Below are 17466 nucleotides of genomic sequence, written 5' to 3' on the forward strand. Positions count from 1 at the left end.
GTGGCGATGACCGGTCGTGCGGTTCGCGTCCCCGCGGCGCGGCGCGGGTTCGCGCTCGCCGCTCTGCTCGCGGGCGCCGCGGCGCTCGCCGTCACGGTCCTGGTGCTGTTGCGGGACCCGCTCGAGCTCGTGGTCGCGGCGGTACTCGTGGGGGTTGCCGTGGCGGCCGCGTGGGCGGCGCTGGTGCGGCGGGGACCGCGGCGCGTCCTGTCCGCCGCGGTGGCGGTGCTCGCGCTGGCCGCCACGGTGGCCCTCCCGGATCTGCGCGCCTACCTGTGGTTCCTCGTGGTGGTCGTGCTGGTCGCGCTGTCCGGGGCGGCGACGCGGGCCGCGCTCGGGCACCCGCCGTCCGCCGACGGCAAGCGCGTCGGCCCGGCCCGGCACGGGGTGCTGATCCTGAACCCGCGGTCGGGCGGCGGGAAGGCGGCCCGGTTCGGGCTGGCGGAGCGGGCCCGCGCGCTCGGGGTGGAGCCGGTCGAGCTGCGCCCCGGCGACGACCTGCGGGCACTGGCCGAACAGGCGGCCGACGGCGGCGCGGACGTGCTCGGCATGGCAGGCGGCGACGGGTCGCAGGCGCTGGTCGCCGACGTGGCCCGGCGGCACGGACTGGCGTTCGTCTGCGTCCCGGCGGGCACCCGCAACCACCTCGCGCTCGACCTGGGACTGGACCGGGAGGACGTGCCCGCGGCGCTGGCCGCGTTCGGCGACGCGCTGGAACGCCGCATCGACCTGGCCGAGCTCAACGGGCGGGTGTTCGTCAACAACGTCTCGCTCGGCGTCTACGCCTCGGTCGTCCAGTCGCCCGACTACCGCGACGCCAAGGCGGCGACGGTCGCCCGGCAGCTGCCCGGCCTGCTCGGCCCGGACGCGCCGCGGCCGGACCTCCGGTTCGGCCTGCCGGACGGTTCCCGCAGCGAATCGGCCGACGTGGTGCTGGTGTCCAACGGCCCCTACCGGCTGGAGCACCTGAGCGGGTTCGGCACGCGGGAACGCCTGGACCGCGGATCGCTCGGCGTGGTCACCGTGACGGTGAACCGCGCGGCCGAGGTGCCGCGGCTGGTCTCGGCGGAGATGGCGGGCCGGATCTCCCGGTTCCCCGGGTACCGGTCGTGGTCGGCGCCGGAGTTCGTGGTGGAGTCGGGACTGCCCGCGGTCGAGGCGGGCGTCGACGGTGAGGCGGCGCGGCTGGCGCCGCCGCTGCGGTTCCGGATCCTGCCGGGCGCGCTGCGGGTGCGGGTGCCGCGCGACGCGCCCGGAGCGTCCCCGGCGGCGCTGCTGCCACCGGGGACGCGGGCCGTGGTCGCGGCACTGTTCCGGGTGCTGTCCGGCCGGACCACCTGACGGTCACACCCGCTGCGCCTCCTCCGACTCGGCGAAGGCCTCGCGCAACCGGGTCTCCTGCTCGGCGGAGAGGTTGGTGGTGATCAGGGTCGCGCCGGTCTCCTTGAACGGTTCGAGCACCCGGTCGGCCACGACCTCGCTGGTGACGACGAACAGCGCCGACGTCCCGGGCGTCACCTGGCGCTGCACCTCGCGGATGAAGTCCTCGTCGATGCCGCCGTGCCGCATCGACCCGGCCAGCGCGCCCATCGCGGCGCCCACCGCCATGCCCAGCAACGGGATGAAGAAGATCAGCCCGAACAGGAAGCCCCAGAAACTGCCGCCGAGCGCGCCCGCACCGGTCAGCTTGCCCAGTTCCTTGGTCTTCGGCCTCTTCCGCCCTTCGGGCCAGCTGACGTACGCCGCGTCCTGGATCCTGATCAGCTGTTCCTTCTGCAGCCTGGTCAGCAGCCCGAGTGCGTTCTCGGCCCCGTGCGGCGACTCGAACTTCCACACGCTCAACGTGCCCATACCGTCCTCCTGTTCACCCGGTTCGGGTTTCGACGCGGGGGACTGTGCGCGGCGCGCGGCCCGGTGCCATCACCCGCGGGGAATGAGGCGTCCGCGCGGGCGGCGGTGCACCGTGGAACGTCCGGACCCCGGCTTCCGCGGGAGGCGCGACATGACCGACAGCTACACCTCTTCCACCCCACCCCGGACGGCCACGGGCTGGACCGGGTGGGTCTCCTTCGGCGGGATCATGCTGGTCCTGCTCGGCCTCTTCCACGCGGTGGAGGGCCTCGTCGCGGTGTTCGACGAGGACTACTTCGCGGTGCCCTCGTCGGGTCTCGTCGTCGAGGTCTCCTACGACGTGTGGGGCTGGGTGCACTTCGGGCTCGGGGTCACCGCCGTCGTCATCGGCTGCGGCGTCCTGGCCGGCAACCGCGTCGCGCAGTACCTCGGCGCGATCCTGGCCGGCGCGAGCGCGATCATCCACCTCGCCTTCGTGCCCGCGTACCCGGTCTGGTCGCTCATCGTCATCACGCTCGACGTCTTCGTGATCTACGCGCTCATCGCGCACGGGCGGGAGATGCGGCTCACCGACTGATCCGCTCCAGCAGGAGGAACCCATGACTCAGCAGCATGCGCAGCCCCACGTCGAGCCGCTGGGCGGCACCCGTCCCCCGGAACCGGCGCCCGCCCCGTACGAGTCACGCTCGGCCTGGATGGGCTGGGTGTGGTTCGGCGGCGCGATGATGGTGCTGCTCGGGATCTTCAACGTCATCGAGGGGCTGGTCGCCCTGTTCAACGACGAGTACTACCTCGTCGGGGCCGCGGGCACGCTGGTGTTCGACCTGACCGGCTGGGGCTGGGTGCACCTGATCGTCGGGGCGCTCGCCGTCGCCGCCGGCATCGGGCTGTTCACCGGCGCCGCGTGGGCCCGTGTCACGGCGGTCGTCCTGGCCACGGTGAACGCGGTCGCCCAGCTGGCGTTCCTGTCGGCGTACCCGGTGTGGGCCACGCTCGTCATCGCGCTCGACGTGGTGGTCATCTGGGCGGTGGTCGTCCACGGCGGCGAGGCACGCCGGCTCCAGCGGTGACGGCCGCGGAGGGCCCTGCGCCACACGGATTTTCCTGGGAGCGCTGACGGATCCCCGGATAATCGCGGACGACGGCGAAGCCGGGGTGATCGTCATCGACCCGCTCCTCGTGCGCGTGGTCGTCCAGGTCACCCCCGGCACCGAGGCGCCCGCGGAGAGCGACGTGGCGCAACTTCTTCCTGACCGGAGCCGTGGAACTGCGGGGAACGCCGGCGAGCACGGCGTCGGCCGGACACGATCGCCGCGATGACCGCTGCCGGACCTGTTCGACGCCCTGGCCGGCCCGTCACCTTCCGACCGGAGAACCGGACGAACGTCACATCCGCACCCTACGCGAAAGTAACCTACGGTCCCGTAACCTGACGGGATGGCAGAGCTCGTGTACCCGCCCGTCGTCCTGTTCGCCAAGACCATGTTCCGGGTCCTCGACCTGAAGCTGCGGGTCGAGGGCAGCGAGCACGTGCCGGCCCGCGGCGGCGCGGTCATCGCCTGCAACCACGTCTCCTACCTGGACTTCGTCTTCTGCGGGCTGGGCGCGCAGCCCGCGAAGCGGCTGGTGCGCTTCATGGCCAAGAAAGAGGTCTTCGACCACCGGATCTCCGGCCCGCTGATGCGCGGAATGCGCCACATCCCGGTCGACCGCAAGGCCGGTCGCGGCGCCTACGACGAGGCGGTCGCCCGGCTGCGCGCCGGAGAGGTCGTCGGCGTCTTCCCGGAGGCCACGATCAGCCCGTCGTTCACCGTCGAGGAGGTCAAGTCGGGCGCGGCGCGCATGGCGGCGCAGGCCGGGGTGCCGCTGATCCCGATGGCGGTGTGGGGCTCGCAACGCCTGTGGACGAAGGGCAGGCCGCGCAACCTGACACAGCGGCACGTGCCCGTCTCGATCCTGATGGGCGAGCCGCTGCGCCCCGGCCCGGACGACGACGCCGACGCGGTCACCCGCGAGCTGCGCGACCGGATGAGCCTGCTGCTCGACAAGGCGCAGGCGGAGTACCCGGACAAGCCCGCGGGCCCCGAAGACCTGTGGTGGCTGCCCGCCCACCTCGGCGGCACCGCGCCCGCGCCCTGAATTCAGACGTCGATCAGCGCGGTGGCCAGCCACCGCCCGTCACCCGCCGGCTCGCAGCGCAACCCCGTCGCGGACACGCGCTTCGGGAGCGCGCCGCACGGCAGGATCGCGCCCGCGTCCACCGTCGCGCATTCGACCGACAACCCGGTGGCCGTGCGGACGACCGTGACGGACACCGGGATGCGGTTCAGCACGCGGATGCAGTCGATCGCCCTGGTGAGCAGGGCGCGGAGCAGGTCGGTGTCGCTGCCGCCGGACACGCTGAACCGCACGTCGGACGACGGCCGCGGCACCCGGCCCAGGAAGCTGCGGACCATCGCCTCCACCGCCTCGGCCAGGCAGGCCTCGCGGCCGGCGGCCCACGCCCGGATCCGCAGATCCGCGGCGTGGACCGGACGGCGGCCGTCCCGGCCGGCCAGTGCCCGCGATCCCACGCGGTCCACGATCCGCCCGCCCGCGGCCGCACGCACCACCCGCCGGGGATGAACCGTGGTCAACCGGGCGCCAGGCGGACGTCCACAGTGATCTCGATGTGACGGCCGATCACGAACCGCGGGACGCGCATCCGCAGCGGGGCCCGGTCGAGGACGCCGGTCGCGATCAGGTGCGGGGCCTCCGGGCGGTCGTCCGGGGCCGGCTGGACCGTCAGCGTGATCGGGCAGATGGCGCCCCGGAGCTCCAGCGCGCCGTCGACACGCCCGGCGTCGACAGCAGTGCCGGTGAACCGCAGCACCGGCCGGGCCGCGCTGTCGAGCAGGCTCGGCTTGCGCAGGTCGGCGTCCCGTTTCGCGTGGCCGGTCTCCAGCCCCGCGAGGTCGAGCTCGGCCCGCACGGCCATGCCCTGCACCGAGCCGCCGCGCACCGGGATGGTGCCGGTGACCCGATTGAACCCGAGGTTCCGGACGGCGAACCGCGCGGTGGTGCCCGCGGCGACGACGGTCCAGTTCCCACTGCGCACGGCGGTCATCGGGGATCACCCACCGGCGCGGGCAGGTCCGCGTGGAGCACGCGGTGCACGTCGACGCGGTCCGGGCCGGGGAGCAGGGCCTCGTCCTCGCCCGGCAGCAGCTCGGTCGTCATCACGGCCCGCTGCGCCGCCTCGATCGCCTCGACGCTGTCGGCGAAACCCAGCACCAGGCAGGCGTTGTCCTCCCCCACCAGCGCGTAGCAGTTGCCTGCTCCCGGCACCTCGCGGACGGCGGGCCAGATCCGGTCGCGTCCCGCGCGCGCCCCGGCGTCGGAGACCTCCTGCCTGCGCGGCCCGGCGAACCAGGTGACCTGCGCGAACCGCGGTTCGCCCGGCGCGGTGCCGGCGAACTCGACCTGGTAGACCGCCGAACCGCCGCCCGCGGCAGCGCTGTCGCGGTCCGGCCAGAAGGTGATCTCGGCGCCGGCCGCGCCGGCGATCTCGGCGAGCACGCAGCCGCCGAGGGAGCCGGGCCGGGACGTGCCCCGGTCCTCGTCTCCGTCGCCGGACGAGCGCCGGAACTGGTGAACGGTGGCGTACATCGGGTTCTCCTTCCCGCTGTGGTGACCGCACGACTGTCCGCCCGCGGGCGGGGCCGCCACATCAGTGCCGGCACGGATGCGCGGCACTGAATCCCGTCACGGAGCGGGCCGCGCGGGCGATACTCCTGGCGTGGGCACCGAGCCGTTCGTCGGCCGCGCCGCGGCGCGGGGCGAGGTCGCGCGCCTGCTCGGCGACGCCGCCGCGGGCGCGGGCGGACTGCTGCTCGTCGCGGGCCCGGCAGGCATCGGCAAGACCCGGCTCTGCGAGGAAGCCACCGCGGGCGGCCCGGCGCCGGTGCGGTGGGGCCGGTGCGTCGACGATCCGGGCGCGCCGCCGCTGTGGCCGTGGCGCCGCGTCCTGGCCGGGCTGGACGTGCCGGAACCGGACCAGGTGGGCGACCTGGCCGCCGCGCGGTTCCGCTTCGCCGCGGCCGCCACCGACGCGCTGGTGGCCGCCGCCGAGCCGGAGGGCCTGGTGCTCGTGCTGGAGGACCTGCACTGGGCGGACGAAACGTCGCTGCGACTGCTGCGGCACCTGGCCGGCGAGCTGCACCGGTCCCGGCTCGCCGTGCTCGCGACCTACCGGGACACCGAGCCGGGGCGGCTCGACGCGGCGCTGCCGGACCTCCTCGGCCGTCCCGGCGCGCACGGCATCACCCTGCCGCCGCTGTCCGAAGCGGAGGTGCGCGAGTTCCTGGCCCACCACGGTTGCGGCCTCGACGCCCGGCACGCGTTGCGGCGATCCGGCGGCAACCCGCTGTACCTGCGGGCGATCGCGCGGTCCGGCGACGGCGTTCCGCTCGGCCACCTCGTGCGCACGACGGTCGCGGCGCTTCCGTCGCAGACGCGGGAACTGCTGGAGATCGCCGCCGTGCTCGGCGAGGAGGTCGACAGCGCCGTCCTCGCCGAAGTGTCCGGAGTGGACGATGTGGCCCGCTGGCTCGATCCCGCCGTGCGGGCCGGGGTGCTGGTGCCGGCAGGCGCCGGGCTGCGCCGCTTCGCGCACGCCGTCGTGCGGGACGGGATCTACGCCGGCCTCGAACCGAGCGTCCGCGAGTCCCTGCACGCCCGCGCGGCGCGGGCGCTGGAAGACCGGGCGCGGCGGGATCCGGCGCTGGCCGGGGTGGTCGCCGGGCACTGGCTGCGGTCCGCCGCCGACACACCCGCACTGTCGCGCGCCGCGGACTGGGCCCGGCGAGCGGCCGCGGAGGCGACGCGCTCGCTCGCCTTCGCCGAAGCGGCCCGGTTCCTGGGCTTCGCGCACGACGCGCTGCGCCGGGCGGGCGAGTTGTCGCGCCTGCCCGAGCTGCTGATCGAGCTCGCCACCGCCGAGTACCGCGCGGGCCGCTTCCGGCAGGCCTTCGAGCACGCCCGCGAGGCCGCGCGCGGCCGTCCCGACCTCGCGGCCGCGGCGGCACTGGTCGTGCGGGACATCGCCGCCCCGGATCTGGTGCCGGGCCTGGCCGAGCTGGCCACGACCGCGCTCGGCGTCGTGCACGATCCCGCGCCGCGGTCCCGGCTGCTGGCCCAGTGCGCGTCACTGGCGGCCGAGACCGGGAGCACCGCGGAAGCCGCCCGGCTCGCCGACGAGGCGCTCGCGCTCGCCGAGTCCAGCGGCGACCCGGAGGCGCTCGTGGACGCGGTGCGGGCGCGGTTCAAGGTGTGGCCGATCGAGCTGCCGCTGCCGGAACGGCTCCGGCTCGCCACACTCGCCATCGACCTCGCCGCCCGGACCGGCCAGCCGCTGCTGGCGTTGTGGGGGCACAAGTGGCGGCTGGACGCGGCCTTCGAGGTCGGCACGATGACCGCCGTCGACGTCGAGCTGGCCGCGATCTCCGAGCTGGCGCGCGCCACCCGGCTGCCGCTGGTGCGCTGGCACGAGCTGCGGCTGCGCGCGTCGGTCCTGGCCTACCGCGGGTCGTTCGCGGCGGCCCGGGAGCTGGACGAGCTGGCCACCGAGGTCGCCACCGCCGAGCTCGCCGAGGACGAGACCGCGGCCGGGTTGTCCTTCGCGTTCCGCCAGCAGCTGGCCACGGTCACCGGCGACCCGGGCGAGATCCCCGACGGCGCCGACTTGGCGCTGGACCCGACCCCGGCGCTCGCGATCGCCGTCGTGTCGGGACCGGTGGTGGCGCTCGTGCTCGGGCGGCGCGCGGAGGCGGCCGCCCGCTACGAGTCGGTCCGGCCGAAGGTCGACACCGCGTTCCTCGCCCAGAACCCGGCGACCGCGTTCCACCTGCTGTTGCTCGCGGACGAGTTCGGCGACCGCGAGATCGCCGGACTGGTGGCCGACCACCTCGCCACGCTGCCACCGGTGGTCTCCGGCGGGGCCGGGGTGTTCTGCTCGGACACGTTCGTGGCGTGGCGGGCGCGTGCCGCGGCGGTGCTGGGCCGGGACGAGGACGCGCGGCGCTGGTTCGCCGAGGCCATCGCGATCGACACCCGCACCGGCGCGCGCCCGTACGTCGCGCTGAACCGGCTCGCGCTGGCCGCACTGACCGGCGACGCACCACTCGCGCGGGCCGCGCTGTCGGAAGCGCGGCGCCTGCGCATGCCCGGCGCCGTGCGGCGCGCGTCGGAGCTGCTGGACCGCCTGCGGGCGGCCGATCCGCTGACCGCGCGGGAGCGGGAGATCGCCGGCCTGCTGGCGGCGGCGCTGTCCAACCGGGCCATCGCCGAGCGGCTGGTGCTCTCGGAGCGGACGGTGGAGAGCCACGTGCGCAGCATCCTGAACAAGCTGAACCTGGCCAACCGCACGCAGATCGCGGAGTGGGCGCGCACGGCCGGCGTCGGCTGACCGCCCGGCGGACCGGAGGTGACCGGTCCGCCGGGCGGGTGGATCAGGCCTTCCGGCGGGCGCGGACCACGAACAGCAGCGCCGCGCCGCCGAGGACCAGCGCCGCGCCGAGCGCGATCAGCCAGCCGCCGTCGAACCCGGTGTAGGCCAGTTCCTCGGCGTTCTGCGTGGTCGCCTTCGGGCCGCCACCGGTGGTCGCGACGGCGCCGCCGCCGGCCGCGGAGCTGCTGGTGGTGCCCGCGCTGGACTCCGGCGTCGTGCTCACGGCGCTCGACGACGACGTGCCCGGGGACGCGGTCGTCGTCGCGGTGGTGGTCCCGGTCCCCGGCGTGCTGGGCGCGGTCGTCGTGGTGGTGGTCGTGTTCTCGGTGCCGCAGACGAACCAGTGGCTCAGCTGCGGGATGTTGGCGTTCTGGCCGGTCACCGGGGCCCGCAGGTCCATCCACGGTGGACTGTCCGGCAGGCCGAGCTTGCCGGGTTCGTAGACGTTGTAGGCGCTGCCGCCCTTGACGACGATGCCGGTCACCGTGATGTCCGGGGAGACGGTGAGGATGTCGAGGTACTGGTCGTCCTCGAGCTTGCCGCGGGTGTAGGTGTAGTCGTCCGGCGAGGTGAGGATCGAGCCGGCGAGCTTGGCATCGGCGCAGGTGCTGGCATTGCCCTCGTGCCGCGTGGCGCGGGGGTCTTCGGCGGCCGCGTGGGCCGTCGCGGTGCCGAGAACGAAACCGGTGGCCAGCAGGGCCCCGGCGACGGCCGCGCGCAGCGACCGGCGTCCGATGAACGTCATCGTGGGAACTCCAGGAAGGGTCGGGGATTTCGCGCGCCGCCGGGCGGCGCTACGAGCAGGCGCACGCTACCCCGGATGGCGGAACCTGATCACGCCGGAATGCGCTCGGTGACCGTTTCGAGTCCGTTTGGTGCTCGTTCCGAAGTAGAACACCGGTAAACGCGAGTGTGTTTCAACCACGGTGTAGAGCAGTGGTGGGTGATTCTTTGACTGAACGTCGTGAAACGACTTCCACCGGCCATGCGATTCCTCCACCGTGGATCCGGGGGAAACCGTGCTGTGGACCGGCGAGGCGGGTCCGGTGCCGCCCTGGTACCGCCGCCGGAACGCCGTCATCGCAGTCTGCGTGTACGCGACGCTGGCGGCCGTGATCGTCGGGCCCTCGATCCTGGTGTCCGGTTGGAACGGTCTGCTCAACGCGGCGGTACTGGCGCTGCTGAGCGTTCTCACCCGGCCGCTGTGGACGCGGTGGTCGCTCACCCTCGGCCACTACACCGTGACCTCGCGGCGGATCATCGTCGAGCGGCGGATCAACGGTTTCCGGGTGCGGCGCAGCGAACTGCTCACCGACCTCACCACGCCCAAGCTCCTGGAGGACGGCTCGATCGCCTTCGGCGACCCGCGAGCGCAGGAGAACCCTGGGCACCGCGCCAGCGGCCTGCTCGTCCCGCCGCTGGTGCTGCACAAGGTGCCCGACGCCGAGCACGTCCTCGACCTCATCCGCCAGGCGCAGCGGGACGCCCGGGGCTAGCACGCACCACGAACCCGCCCGCCCCGTCGAGCTCCACTTCGTACAGTTCGTGTCGCGAGCAGGCCGGTCTCCGGCACGCGACGGGCGCGGCAAGCATTGCGCAGGCCGGCCGGCACGGCGAGCCGAGTCAGCGCGACGCCTCCCGGCGGTGCAGCGCCGACACCGCGGCCGTCAGCAGCTCCCCCGGGCGCGGCAGGCGCCCGACCGCCCGGCTGAACGCGCTGCCCCGGAACACCCGGCCGGCCTCGCTGCCGTGCACGCTCCCCGTCTCCGCCACCGGACTGTCCACATTGTCCACCCCGTTGTCCGGGCGCTCGTTGCGGAACGCCCCGGCTCCCAGCCGCCGCACCGAAAGCACCGCGTCGGTGAACGCGGGCGACAGCCGCTGCCCCAGGAAGAACGCCAGCGCCGCCCCGCCGACCGGGATCTCCCGTCGCGGATGCTCCGCGGCGAACACCACGCTCTCGGCCACGCTTTCCGGCGCGTACACCGGGGGCGGCGGCTTCGGCAGGGCGCCCATCTTGCTGCGCGAGTGCTCGAAGAACGGGGTGTCGATCGCCGCGGGCAGGATCGTCGACACGGCGATCGGGTCGCCGCGCTGGGCCAGTTCGATCCGCAGGCAGTCGTAGAACCCGCGCAGCGCGAACTTGCTCGCCGTGTACGGGGCGTGCAACGGCACGGCGCGGACGCCCTCGACCGAGGCGATCCCGATGACGACCCCGCCACCGGCCCGCCGCAACGCGGGCAGCGCGGCCTTCGCGCCGTGCACGTGGCCCAGGAAGTTCACCCGCATGACGCGCTCGAACTCCGCGTCGCTGATCTCCTCGACATACCCGAACACCGCCACCGCCGCGGCGTTCACCCACGTGTCGATCCGCCCGAACTCGCGCTCGGCCTCGTCGGCCAGCCGCCGGACTGCGGCGGGGTCCGCGACGTCGGTCGGCACCGCCAGAGCCTGGCCGCCGCCGTCGCGGATCTCCCGCACCAGCGAGTCCAGCGCCTCCACACCGCGCGCCGCGCACACCACCCGCGCGCCCCGCTCCGCGAAGGCGAGCGCGCTGGCCCGCCCGATCCCACTGGAGGCCCCCGCGATGACGACCACCTGCTCGGACACCGGTTTCGGCATGGCGTCTCCTTCCGTCCCCGGGGCGGTACCCGCTCGGCCGGGGTGGCAACCAAACGCCCCCGGCGCGCGTCGAAGCAGGAACAGCCAAGGGGAGGACCGGGATGACGAGGAGCACGCGAGGCCGCTGGACCGGCTGGTGGTACCTGCCGGTGACGATCCTGTCGCTCGGCATCCTGGCGTGGGTGCCGTTCGTGCACGCCGCGGTGCGGCTGCGCCGGCCGCGGATCCACCTGTGGGCGGTCCTGTACTTCGCGGTGCTGGTGGCCGTGCTGGCGGTCCTGCCGCCCGCCGACCCGACGCCGACCCCGGCGGACGACACGCGCTCGGCCATCGGCGGCGCCGTGATGATCGCGATGATCGCCCTCGCTTCGGTACAGCAGCACTTCCTGCGGCGCCGCGCGAACACCCCGCGCCCGGCCGCGCCACCCGAGGATCCGGCGGTGGCCCGGGTGAAGGCCGCCCGGGAACGCCGCAGGCAGGCTCGCGAGCTGGCGGCGAACGACCCGGCGATGGCGCGCGAGCTGCGCATCGGCCGCCCCGACCTGCCCCGCGACTACGACGACGGCGGCCTGGTCGACCTCAACGCCGCCCCGGCCACGGCGATCGCCCAGACCTGCGCCGTCGACCCCGCGGTCGCGCAGCAGATCGTCGACGCCCGCGCCGGCGCCCGCTTCTCGGCCGTCGACGACGTCTTCGCCCTCACCGAGCTGCCCCTGGACACGTGGGACGCGATCCGGGAACGGGGCATCGTCATCTGAGCTACCAGGTGCGAGCCTCGCGCAGAAGGAGGTCCCGCACGCGCTCGACCGCCGGATTCACCTCGGCGCCGGGCCGCTGCGCCAGGAACACCGTGTTGAACGGCGCCTCCTCCGGCTCGTGCAGCGGGACGAGGGCGCCTGCCGCGAGCTCGGCGGCGCACAGGTACCGCGGCAACACGCTGTACCCGGCGCCGGCGGCCACCGCGGTCACCACCCCCCGAAGGTCGGGCATGGTCACCGCCGCCTCGGCGGTCAGCCGCTTGCCGAACACGTCCCGCCAGTACCGGCGCGCGATCGGCAGGTCCTCGGCGTAGGTCACCAGCGGCAGGCCCGCCACCGCGCCGCACGGGTCGTCACCGGCCCGCGCGGCCCACGACGGCGCGGCGACGAGCACGTAGTCCTCGTCCATCAGCGGGTACGCCACCAGCGCACGGCCGCGGGGACGGCGGGTCGAGATCACCAGGTCGTGGTGCCCGGCGCGCAACTGCTCCAGCAGCGGATCGGTCAGCCCGGTCGCCACCCGCAGCCGCACGCCACCGGCGACCAGCGGCGCCAGCGCGGGCATCACACGCACGCACAGCAGCTCGGCCGGGCCGGCCAGGTACACCGGCTCCGGCGGTCCGGAGTGGACGGTGGCCGTCGCGGCGACGGCGGCCAGCGCGTCGACCGGCCCCGCGACCCGGCCCGCCAGCTCGTGCGCCAGATGGGTGGGTTCGGCGCCGCGCGGGAGGCGGGTGAACAACGCGCGGCCCAGCTGCTGCTCGAGGGTGCGCACCTGCGCGGTCACCGTCGGCTGGGACAGGCCCAGCAGGGGCGCGGCCGCGGTGAACGAGCCCGACCGGTAGACGGCGAGGAAGGTGCGCAGCAGGTTCAGGTCCACACCCCAAGGTATCGGAAAACCTATGGGATCGATCGCCACTTCTATTCGATTTCCGATGGCTTCCCGCCTACCGTCGCAGGCATGGCGAACATTCTCTTCGTGATGACCGGCGCCGACCGCTGGACGCTGGCGGACGGCACCCAGCACCCGACGGGCTTCTGGGCCGAGGAGGCCGTGGTCCCGTTCGAGGCCTTCACCGCGGCCGGGCACCAGGTCACCGTGGCCACGCCCGGCGGTGTGGTGCCGCCCGTCGACGAGGCCAGCCTGAGCCCGGAGGCCACCGGCGGCGCGGAGACCGCCGCCCACCTGCGCGAGGCGGCCGCCGCCGACTTCGCCGACCCGGTCGCGCTGGCCGACGTCGACCTGGACGGCTTCGACGCGGTGTACGTGCCCGGCGGGCACGGCCCGATGGAGGACCTCGCCTCCGACGCCGACTCCGGCCGGATCCTCGTCCGCGCCCTGCGGGAGGGCAAGCCGCTCGGCGTGGTCTGCCACGGGCCGGCCGCACTGCTGGCCGCCACCACCGACGAGGGCGGCAACGCCTTCGCCGGCTACCGGATCACGGCGTTCAGCAACGCCGAGGAGGAGCTGGCCGGCAACGCCGCCAAGGCGCGCTGGCTGCTGCAGGACCGGCTCACGGAGGCGGGCCTGAAGGTCGAGACGGGTGAGCCGTTCGCGCCGCACGTGGTGACCGACCGCACCGTGGTGACCGGGCAGAACCCCGCCTCGTCCGCTCTACTCGCCGCGGAACTGCTGAAACTGCTGGCTGCCGGGTCCGCGTCCTGACACAGGAGCCGACGCGCACCAGCCACCAGGACTGGCTGGTGCGCGCGGAGTCCACAGCGGACCGTGGCAGCATGGGGTGGTGACCGAATCCCGCGCCGAGGACGCCCCGCTGACCCTCTACCTGGTCAAGCGGCTGGAGCTGGTGATCCGCTCGCTGATGGACGACGCGCTGCGCCCGTTCGGGCTGACCACCCTGCAGTACACCGCGCTGACCGCGCTGCGGCACCGCAACGGGCTGTCGTCCGCGCAGCTCGCGCGCCGCTCGTTCGTCCGGCCCCAGACCATGCACACCATGGTGCTCACGCTGGAGAAGTACGGGCTCATCGAGCGCGCGGAGGACCCGGCCAACCGCCGGGTCCTGCTCGCCACCCTCACCGAGCGCGGCAAGCAGGTCCTCGACGAGTGCACGCCGCTGGTCCGGGAGCTCGAAGACCGGATGCTCTCCGGCATGGACGACGACCGCCGCGCCGGGTTCCGCCGGGACCTGGAGGACGGCTACGGCATGCTCGCCTCGCACGCCAACGCTCAGCGCGCGTTGACGAACGGCGGCGGCGAGTAACGCGCGAACGCCGCGTCCCCGATCGTCGAAGCCACCTCCTGCAGCCGCTCCGGCCGCGCCGCGTCCGACCACGCGTCGGTGCGGATGCGCTGCTGCACCGCGAACAACCCGGCGAGGTACTCGGCCGGGGTGAACGCGCAATGCCCCACCCGCTGCACATACGCCTGCCGCAACAGGGTGCTCTCCCCCGCGCGGGCCACGCGCAGCGCGTAGTCCCGCTGGTACTCCACCGGCGCGAGCTGATCGGCGATCGTGTGCAGGGTCAGCTCCGGCACCCGCAGCTCCCCCGTCGGCGTCGACGTGCGCCGCATCCAGGCCAGCGCCCCGGCGTCGGGGGCGATGTCCGCGGCGCGGGTGAGCGCGTCCAGGTCGGCGTGCAGGTCCAGGCCCGCCTCCCGGTAGAGCGCGGCGACCTGCGGCAGCTGCGCGGACCGGTGCACCAGCCGCGCGTAATCGACGCCGGTGTTCCAGCCGCTGTCGCCGTCGGCCACCGAGACGATGCTGACGCGCGACGGGATCACGAACGGCAGCGTCTGCAACAGCCACGTGTACTGCGCTTGTTGCTGCTGGGCGAAGTCCGCAGGCGGCCGCGGCCCCGTGGACCACGTCGGCATGTTCATCAGCGACGCCGCGAGCGCGATCCGCGCGCGGCCGTCCGGAGTGGCCTGCGCCCGCTGCACCGCGGTGGTGAGGGCGGTGACGGTGGCGGCGGCCTGCGCCGGCGTGGTGAACCCGGTGAGCTGGACCTCCTGCCCGGGCAGCAACAGCTCGGCGAGGGCGTGCATGCCGTCGAGCTGGTAGTTGTTCAGGTTCACCCCGCCGCCGACGAGACCGCACGTGGTCAGCACCCCGTCGACGCGACCGCCCTCGGCGAGCAGCGCGGACACCAGGCCGCCCATCGACTGCCCCAGCGCGACCACCTCGCGCGCGGTCCCGATGCGCTCCTCGACCGCGGCGAGCGTGCCGAGCTGGTCGGCCACCGCGGTGTCGAGCGCCCAGCCCGCGTGCGCGTAGGACGATCCGGCGAGCGCGTAGCCGCGGTCCAGCAGCGCCTGCGCGGTCGCCGCGTCGGGCGCGTCGGCGGGCGGGTTGTCCGGCCCGGGGCGGAAACCGTGGCTGAACAACACCAGCGTGCCGTTCCAGCCGGCGGGCACGTCGGCGATCCAGGTGGCGCCGTTCGGCAACGTCCCGGTGAGCCGGGTCGCGGCGCTCGCCGGCGCGGCGGGCAGGACGACGGCGAGCACCAGCGCCAGCAGCAGGACCCCGAGACGGCGGGTCACGCCTCACCCCGCGGGGTCAGCGCGACGGCGACCAGCGCCAACAGGGCCATCCCGGCGAGGTAGACGCCCACCAGCAGCGAGCTGCCGGATGCGGTGAAGATCGCGGTCGCCACCACCGGCGCGAGGCCGCCGCCGACCACGTTCCCCAGCTGGTAGCCCAGCGACACGCCGCTGTAGCGGATGCGGGTCGGGAACTGGTCGGACAGCAGCGCGGGCAGCGGCCCGTACTGGGCGGACACCGTGATGACCGTGACCACGCACGCCACCAGCGCCAGCACGAACACGCCGGTGTCGAACACGAGGAAGAACAGCAGCGCCGCGACGGCCTGCGCGATCGCGCCCGCGGCGATCACCTTGCGGCGGCCGAAGCGGTCGGCCAGCCCGGACAGCCCGTAGATCGCGCCGAGCTGCACCACACTGGTGAGGATCACGACGATCAGCAGCTCGTTGCGGGAGTAGCCGACTTCCGCGGTGCCGTAGGACAGGATGTAGGTGAGGATGATGTAGCCCATCGCGGTCGACGCGCCGGTCACGAACACCGCCCGCAGCACGGCCAGCGGGTGGTCGCGCAGCACCTCCAGCAGCGGCACGCGCGCCGGGCGGTGCCGCGCCGCCTCCTCGAACAGCGGGCTTTCGGTGAGGCGGCGCCGGATCACCAGGCCGAAGATCACCAGCACGAAGCTGACCAGGAAGCCCAGCCGCCAGCCCCACTCGACGAACGCCTCGCGCGTGGAGGTCGAGGCGACCAGCAGCAACAGGTTCGCGACGATCGCGCCCGCCGGGACGCCGAGCTGCGGCGCCGCGCCGTAGAGCCCGCGGCGGGACGGCGGCGCGTGCTCGACGGCCATCAGCGCCGCGCCGCCCCATTCGGCGCCGACGCCGACGCCCTGTGCCAGCCGCAGGACCACGAGCAGGATCGGCGCGGCCACGCCGATCTGGGCGTAGGTCGGCAGCAGCCCGACCAGCACGGTGGCCGTGCCCATGATCAGCAGCGAGATCACGAGCATCCGCTTGCGGCCGATCCGGTCGCCGAAGTGGCCCGCCACGATCCCGCCGACCGGGCGCGCCAGGAACCCGACCGCGAACGTGGTCAGCGACGCGAGCTGGCTGACCGCGGGGTTGCTGGAGGGGAAGAACTGCGGCCCGAAGACGAGCGCGGCGGCCGCGCCGTAGAGGAAGAAGTCGTACCACTCGATGGCGGTGCCCACGAAACTCGCCACGGCGACCCGCCGGGCTTCGCGGGTGCCCGAGGCCTGCGCGGAGACGGCTGGCTGGTGCGTCATCGAACCACCAATCATCAGAGACCCTGATATGAGGAGGAAGGATGGCATCGGGGCACGAACCCGTCAAGGCTCTTGACTGAGTACTCACTCAGGGGCAGTGTCGGCGGCGACCCGCGACGGCGCGGGAGACGAGGAGACTCACCATGGCGGGACGGGTTGCGGGCAAGGTCGCGTTGATCACCGGCGCCGCGCGGGGCCAGGGCCGGGCGGACGCGGTGCGCCTGGCGCAGGAGGGCGCCGACGTGATCGTGGTGGACATCGCCGCCACGCTGCCCAGCGTCACCTACGCCTCCCCCACGCTCGCCGATCTGGACGAGACCGTGAGCCTGGTGGAGAAGACCGGGCGGCGGGCGGTGCGGGTGCAGGCGGACGTGCGGGACCTGGCGGCGCTGCGGGCGGGCGTGGACGCGGGCGTCGCCGAGCTGGGCGGGCTGGACATCGTGGTGGCCAACGCCGGGATCTGCGTGCCCGCGCCGTGGGACGACGTGACCGAGGAGATCTTCGACGACACGATCGGCGTGAACGTGCGCGGCGTGTGGAACACGGTGATGGCGGGCGCGCCGCACCTGGTCGAGCGGGGCGGCGGGTCGATCATCCTGATCAGCTCGGCGGCCGGGATGAAGGTGCAGCCGTTCCTGGTGCCGTACACGACGAGCAAGTGGGCGGTGCGCGGCATGGCCAAGGCCTTCGCGACCGAGCTGGCGCGGCACAACATCCGGGTCAACAGCGTGCACCCGACGGGCGTGAACACCGGGATGACCGGCGAGGGGCTGCAGGCCGCGTTCGCCAAGGGGTTCGAGCGCGACCCGAAGCTCGCCGGGATGCTGACGAACCTGTTGCCGGTGGTGATCACCGAGCCCGAGGACGTCGCCGACATGGTGCTGTTCCTCGCCTCGGACGAGTCGAAGTACGTCACCGCGCACGAGCTGGCTCCGGACGCGGGGGTGACCGAGTTCTGAG

The 17466-nt window shown here is 74.1% G+C and carries 19 protein-coding genes; 10 read left to right on the forward strand and 9 right to left on the reverse strand.

The window, feature by feature from the left end:
* Positions 1 to 6 precede the first annotated feature (6 nt).
* On the forward strand, positions 7 to 1341 hold the full coding sequence (locus AMY39116_RS0323690; protein ID WP_020420113.1) for a diacylglycerol kinase family protein: 1335 nt from the start codon (positions 7 to 9) through the stop codon (positions 1339 to 1341).
* A 3-nt stretch (positions 1342 to 1344) separates the two neighbouring features.
* Here the strand turns inward: AMY39116_RS0323690 and AMY39116_RS0323695 are convergent, their stop codons facing one another.
* Entirely contained in the window at positions 1345 to 1851 is a 507-nt protein-coding gene (locus AMY39116_RS0323695; protein WP_020420114.1) for a DUF1269 domain-containing protein, read from the reverse strand.
* Between the two features lie 151 nt (positions 1852 to 2002).
* Between AMY39116_RS0323695 and AMY39116_RS0323700 the strand changes: the two genes are divergently transcribed.
* The 3 genes from AMY39116_RS0323700 (at position 2003) to AMY39116_RS0323710 (ending at position 3990) form a co-directional block, all read left to right on the forward strand.
* Positions 2003 to 2428 carry a hypothetical protein gene (locus AMY39116_RS0323700; protein WP_020420115.1) on the forward strand — a complete coding sequence of 142 codons (426 nt, stop codon included), beginning with the start codon at positions 2003 to 2005 and terminating at the stop codon, positions 2426 to 2428.
* A 22-nt stretch (positions 2429 to 2450) separates the two neighbouring features.
* A complete protein-coding gene (locus tag AMY39116_RS0323705) occupies positions 2451 to 2921 on the forward strand; it encodes a hypothetical protein (protein ID WP_020420116.1) in 471 nt (156 codons plus the stop codon).
* A gap of 367 nt (positions 2922 to 3288) precedes the next feature.
* Positions 3289 to 3990: a 1-acyl-sn-glycerol-3-phosphate acyltransferase gene (locus AMY39116_RS0323710; protein ID WP_027936182.1), complete on the forward strand. Its 702-nt coding sequence runs from the start codon at positions 3289 to 3291 to the stop codon at positions 3988 to 3990.
* Between the two features lie 2 nt (positions 3991 to 3992).
* Here AMY39116_RS0323710 and AMY39116_RS0323715 read toward each other — a convergent pair whose 3' ends face one another.
* The 3 genes from AMY39116_RS0323715 to AMY39116_RS0323725 are packed head-to-tail and all read right to left on the reverse strand — an operon-like array spanning position 3993 to position 5499.
* On the reverse strand, positions 3993 to 4424 hold the full coding sequence (locus tag AMY39116_RS0323715) for an archease (RefSeq protein ID WP_235716207.1): 432 nt from the start codon (positions 4422 to 4424) through the stop codon (positions 3993 to 3995).
* Positions 4425 to 4483: 59 nt separating this feature from the next.
* Positions 4484 to 4957 carry a YceI family protein gene (locus AMY39116_RS0323720; RefSeq protein ID WP_020420119.1) on the reverse strand — a complete coding sequence of 158 codons (474 nt, stop codon included), beginning with the start codon at positions 4955 to 4957 and terminating at the stop codon, positions 4484 to 4486.
* Complete coding sequence (locus AMY39116_RS0323725) at positions 4954 to 5499, reverse strand: hypothetical protein (RefSeq protein ID WP_020420120.1); 546 nt, start codon at positions 5497 to 5499, stop codon at positions 4954 to 4956. Before AMY39116_RS0323725 ends, AMY39116_RS0323720 begins: the two co-directional genes overlap by 4 nt.
* Before the next feature lie 130 nt (positions 5500 to 5629).
* Between AMY39116_RS0323725 and AMY39116_RS0323730 the strand changes: the two genes are divergently transcribed.
* Positions 5630 to 8296 (forward strand): LuxR family transcriptional regulator, encoded by a 2667-nt coding sequence (locus AMY39116_RS0323730; protein ID WP_020420121.1) that lies wholly within the window; start codon positions 5630 to 5632, stop codon positions 8294 to 8296.
* Positions 8297 to 8339: 43 nt separating this feature from the next.
* On the opposite strand, the gene AMY39116_RS0323740 is transcribed toward AMY39116_RS0323730, so the two are convergent.
* The gene (locus AMY39116_RS0323740; RefSeq protein ID WP_020420122.1) at positions 8340 to 9083 is read right to left on the reverse strand and encodes an LPXTG cell wall anchor domain-containing protein; all 744 of its coding nucleotides are present in this window, start codon (positions 9081 to 9083) and stop codon (positions 8340 to 8342) included.
* A 256-nt stretch (positions 9084 to 9339) separates the two neighbouring features.
* On the opposite strand from AMY39116_RS0323740, the gene AMY39116_RS0323745 reads away from it, so the two are divergent.
* Complete coding sequence (locus AMY39116_RS0323745) at positions 9340 to 9834, forward strand: hypothetical protein (RefSeq protein WP_020420123.1); 495 nt, start codon at positions 9340 to 9342, stop codon at positions 9832 to 9834.
* Positions 9835 to 9961: 127 nt separating this feature from the next.
* On the opposite strand, the gene AMY39116_RS0323750 is transcribed toward AMY39116_RS0323745, so the two are convergent.
* Positions 9962 to 10960 carry an SDR family oxidoreductase gene (locus AMY39116_RS0323750; RefSeq protein ID WP_020420124.1) on the reverse strand — a complete coding sequence of 333 codons (999 nt, stop codon included), beginning with the start codon at positions 10958 to 10960 and terminating at the stop codon, positions 9962 to 9964.
* Positions 10961 to 11061: 101 nt separating this feature from the next.
* On the opposite strand from AMY39116_RS0323750, the gene AMY39116_RS43485 reads away from it, so the two are divergent.
* A complete protein-coding gene (locus tag AMY39116_RS43485) occupies positions 11062 to 11718 on the forward strand; it encodes a hypothetical protein (RefSeq protein WP_020420125.1) in 657 nt (218 codons plus the stop codon).
* 1 nt (position 11719) lies between these two features.
* Here AMY39116_RS43485 and AMY39116_RS0323760 read toward each other — a convergent pair whose 3' ends face one another.
* Positions 11720 to 12598 carry a LysR family transcriptional regulator gene (locus tag AMY39116_RS0323760; RefSeq protein WP_020420126.1) on the reverse strand — a complete coding sequence of 293 codons (879 nt, stop codon included), beginning with the start codon at positions 12596 to 12598 and terminating at the stop codon, positions 11720 to 11722.
* Positions 12599 to 12679: 81 nt separating this feature from the next.
* On the opposite strand from AMY39116_RS0323760, the gene AMY39116_RS0323765 reads away from it, so the two are divergent.
* Positions 12680 to 13384 carry a type 1 glutamine amidotransferase domain-containing protein gene (locus AMY39116_RS0323765; protein WP_020420127.1) on the forward strand — a complete coding sequence of 235 codons (705 nt, stop codon included), beginning with the start codon at positions 12680 to 12682 and terminating at the stop codon, positions 13382 to 13384.
* 76 nt (positions 13385 to 13460) lie between these two features.
* Positions 13461 to 13943: a MarR family winged helix-turn-helix transcriptional regulator gene (locus AMY39116_RS0323770; RefSeq protein WP_020420128.1), complete on the forward strand. Its 483-nt coding sequence runs from the start codon at positions 13461 to 13463 to the stop codon at positions 13941 to 13943.
* Here the strand turns inward: AMY39116_RS0323770 and AMY39116_RS0323775 are convergent.
* Positions 13910 to 15223 (reverse strand): alpha/beta hydrolase, encoded by a 1314-nt coding sequence (locus AMY39116_RS0323775; RefSeq protein WP_020420129.1) that lies wholly within the window; start codon positions 15221 to 15223, stop codon positions 13910 to 13912. The genes AMY39116_RS0323770 and AMY39116_RS0323775 overlap by 34 nt on opposite strands.
* The gene (locus AMY39116_RS0323780; protein WP_020420130.1) at positions 15220 to 16506 is read right to left on the reverse strand and encodes an MFS transporter; all 1287 of its coding nucleotides are present in this window, start codon (positions 16504 to 16506) and stop codon (positions 15220 to 15222) included. The genes AMY39116_RS0323775 and AMY39116_RS0323780 overlap by 4 nt, the downstream gene beginning before the upstream one ends.
* 143 nt (positions 16507 to 16649) lie before the next feature.
* On the opposite strand from AMY39116_RS0323780, the gene AMY39116_RS0323785 reads away from it, so the two are divergent.
* On the forward strand, positions 16650 to 17465 hold the full coding sequence (locus AMY39116_RS0323785; protein ID WP_020420131.1) for a mycofactocin-coupled SDR family oxidoreductase: 816 nt from the start codon (positions 16650 to 16652) through the stop codon (positions 17463 to 17465).
* Position 17466 lies beyond the last annotated feature (1 nt).

Origin of the sequence: Amycolatopsis sp. ATCC 39116 (assembly GCF_000231075.2) — a bacterium.
Classification (GTDB): domain Bacteria; phylum Actinomycetota; class Actinomycetes; order Mycobacteriales; family Pseudonocardiaceae; genus Amycolatopsis_E; species Amycolatopsis_E tucumanensis.

Bases quoted from the DNA above. Each gene is read 5' to 3' on its own strand.
- AMY39116_RS0323700 (WP_020420115.1), top strand. From the start codon at position 2,003: ATGACCGACAGCTACACCTCTTCCACCCCACCCCGGACGGCCACGGGC.
- AMY39116_RS0323725 (WP_020420120.1), bottom strand. From the start codon at position 5,499: ATGTACGCCACCGTTCACCAGTTCCGGCGCTCGTCCGGCGACGGAGAC.
- AMY39116_RS0323710 (WP_027936182.1), top strand. From the start codon at position 3,289: ATGGCAGAGCTCGTGTACCCGCCCGTCGTCCTGTTCGCCAAGACCATG.
- AMY39116_RS0323720 (WP_020420119.1), bottom strand. From the start codon at position 4,957: ATGACCGCCGTGCGCAGTGGGAACTGGACCGTCGTCGCCGCGGGCACC.
- AMY39116_RS43485 (WP_020420125.1), top strand. From the start codon at position 11,062: ATGACGAGGAGCACGCGAGGCCGCTGGACCGGCTGGTGGTACCTGCCG.
- AMY39116_RS0323690 (WP_020420113.1), top strand. From the start codon at position 7: ATGACCGGTCGTGCGGTTCGCGTCCCCGCGGCGCGGCGCGGGTTCGCG.
- AMY39116_RS0323740 (WP_020420122.1), bottom strand. From the start codon at position 9,083: ATGACGTTCATCGGACGCCGGTCGCTGCGCGCGGCCGTCGCCGGGGCC.
- AMY39116_RS0323765 (WP_020420127.1), top strand. From the start codon at position 12,680: ATGGCGAACATTCTCTTCGTGATGACCGGCGCCGACCGCTGGACGCTG.
- AMY39116_RS0323780 (WP_020420130.1), bottom strand. From the start codon at position 16,506: ATGACGCACCAGCCAGCCGTCTCCGCGCAGGCCTCGGGCACCCGCGAA.
- AMY39116_RS0323785 (WP_020420131.1), top strand. From the start codon at position 16,650: ATGGCGGGACGGGTTGCGGGCAAGGTCGCGTTGATCACCGGCGCCGCG.
- AMY39116_RS0323705 (WP_020420116.1), top strand. From the start codon at position 2,451: ATGACTCAGCAGCATGCGCAGCCCCACGTCGAGCCGCTGGGCGGCACC.
- AMY39116_RS0323750 (WP_020420124.1), bottom strand. From the start codon at position 10,960: ATGCCGAAACCGGTGTCCGAGCAGGTGGTCGTCATCGCGGGGGCCTCC.
- AMY39116_RS0323695 (WP_020420114.1), bottom strand. From the start codon at position 1,851: ATGGGCACGTTGAGCGTGTGGAAGTTCGAGTCGCCGCACGGGGCCGAG.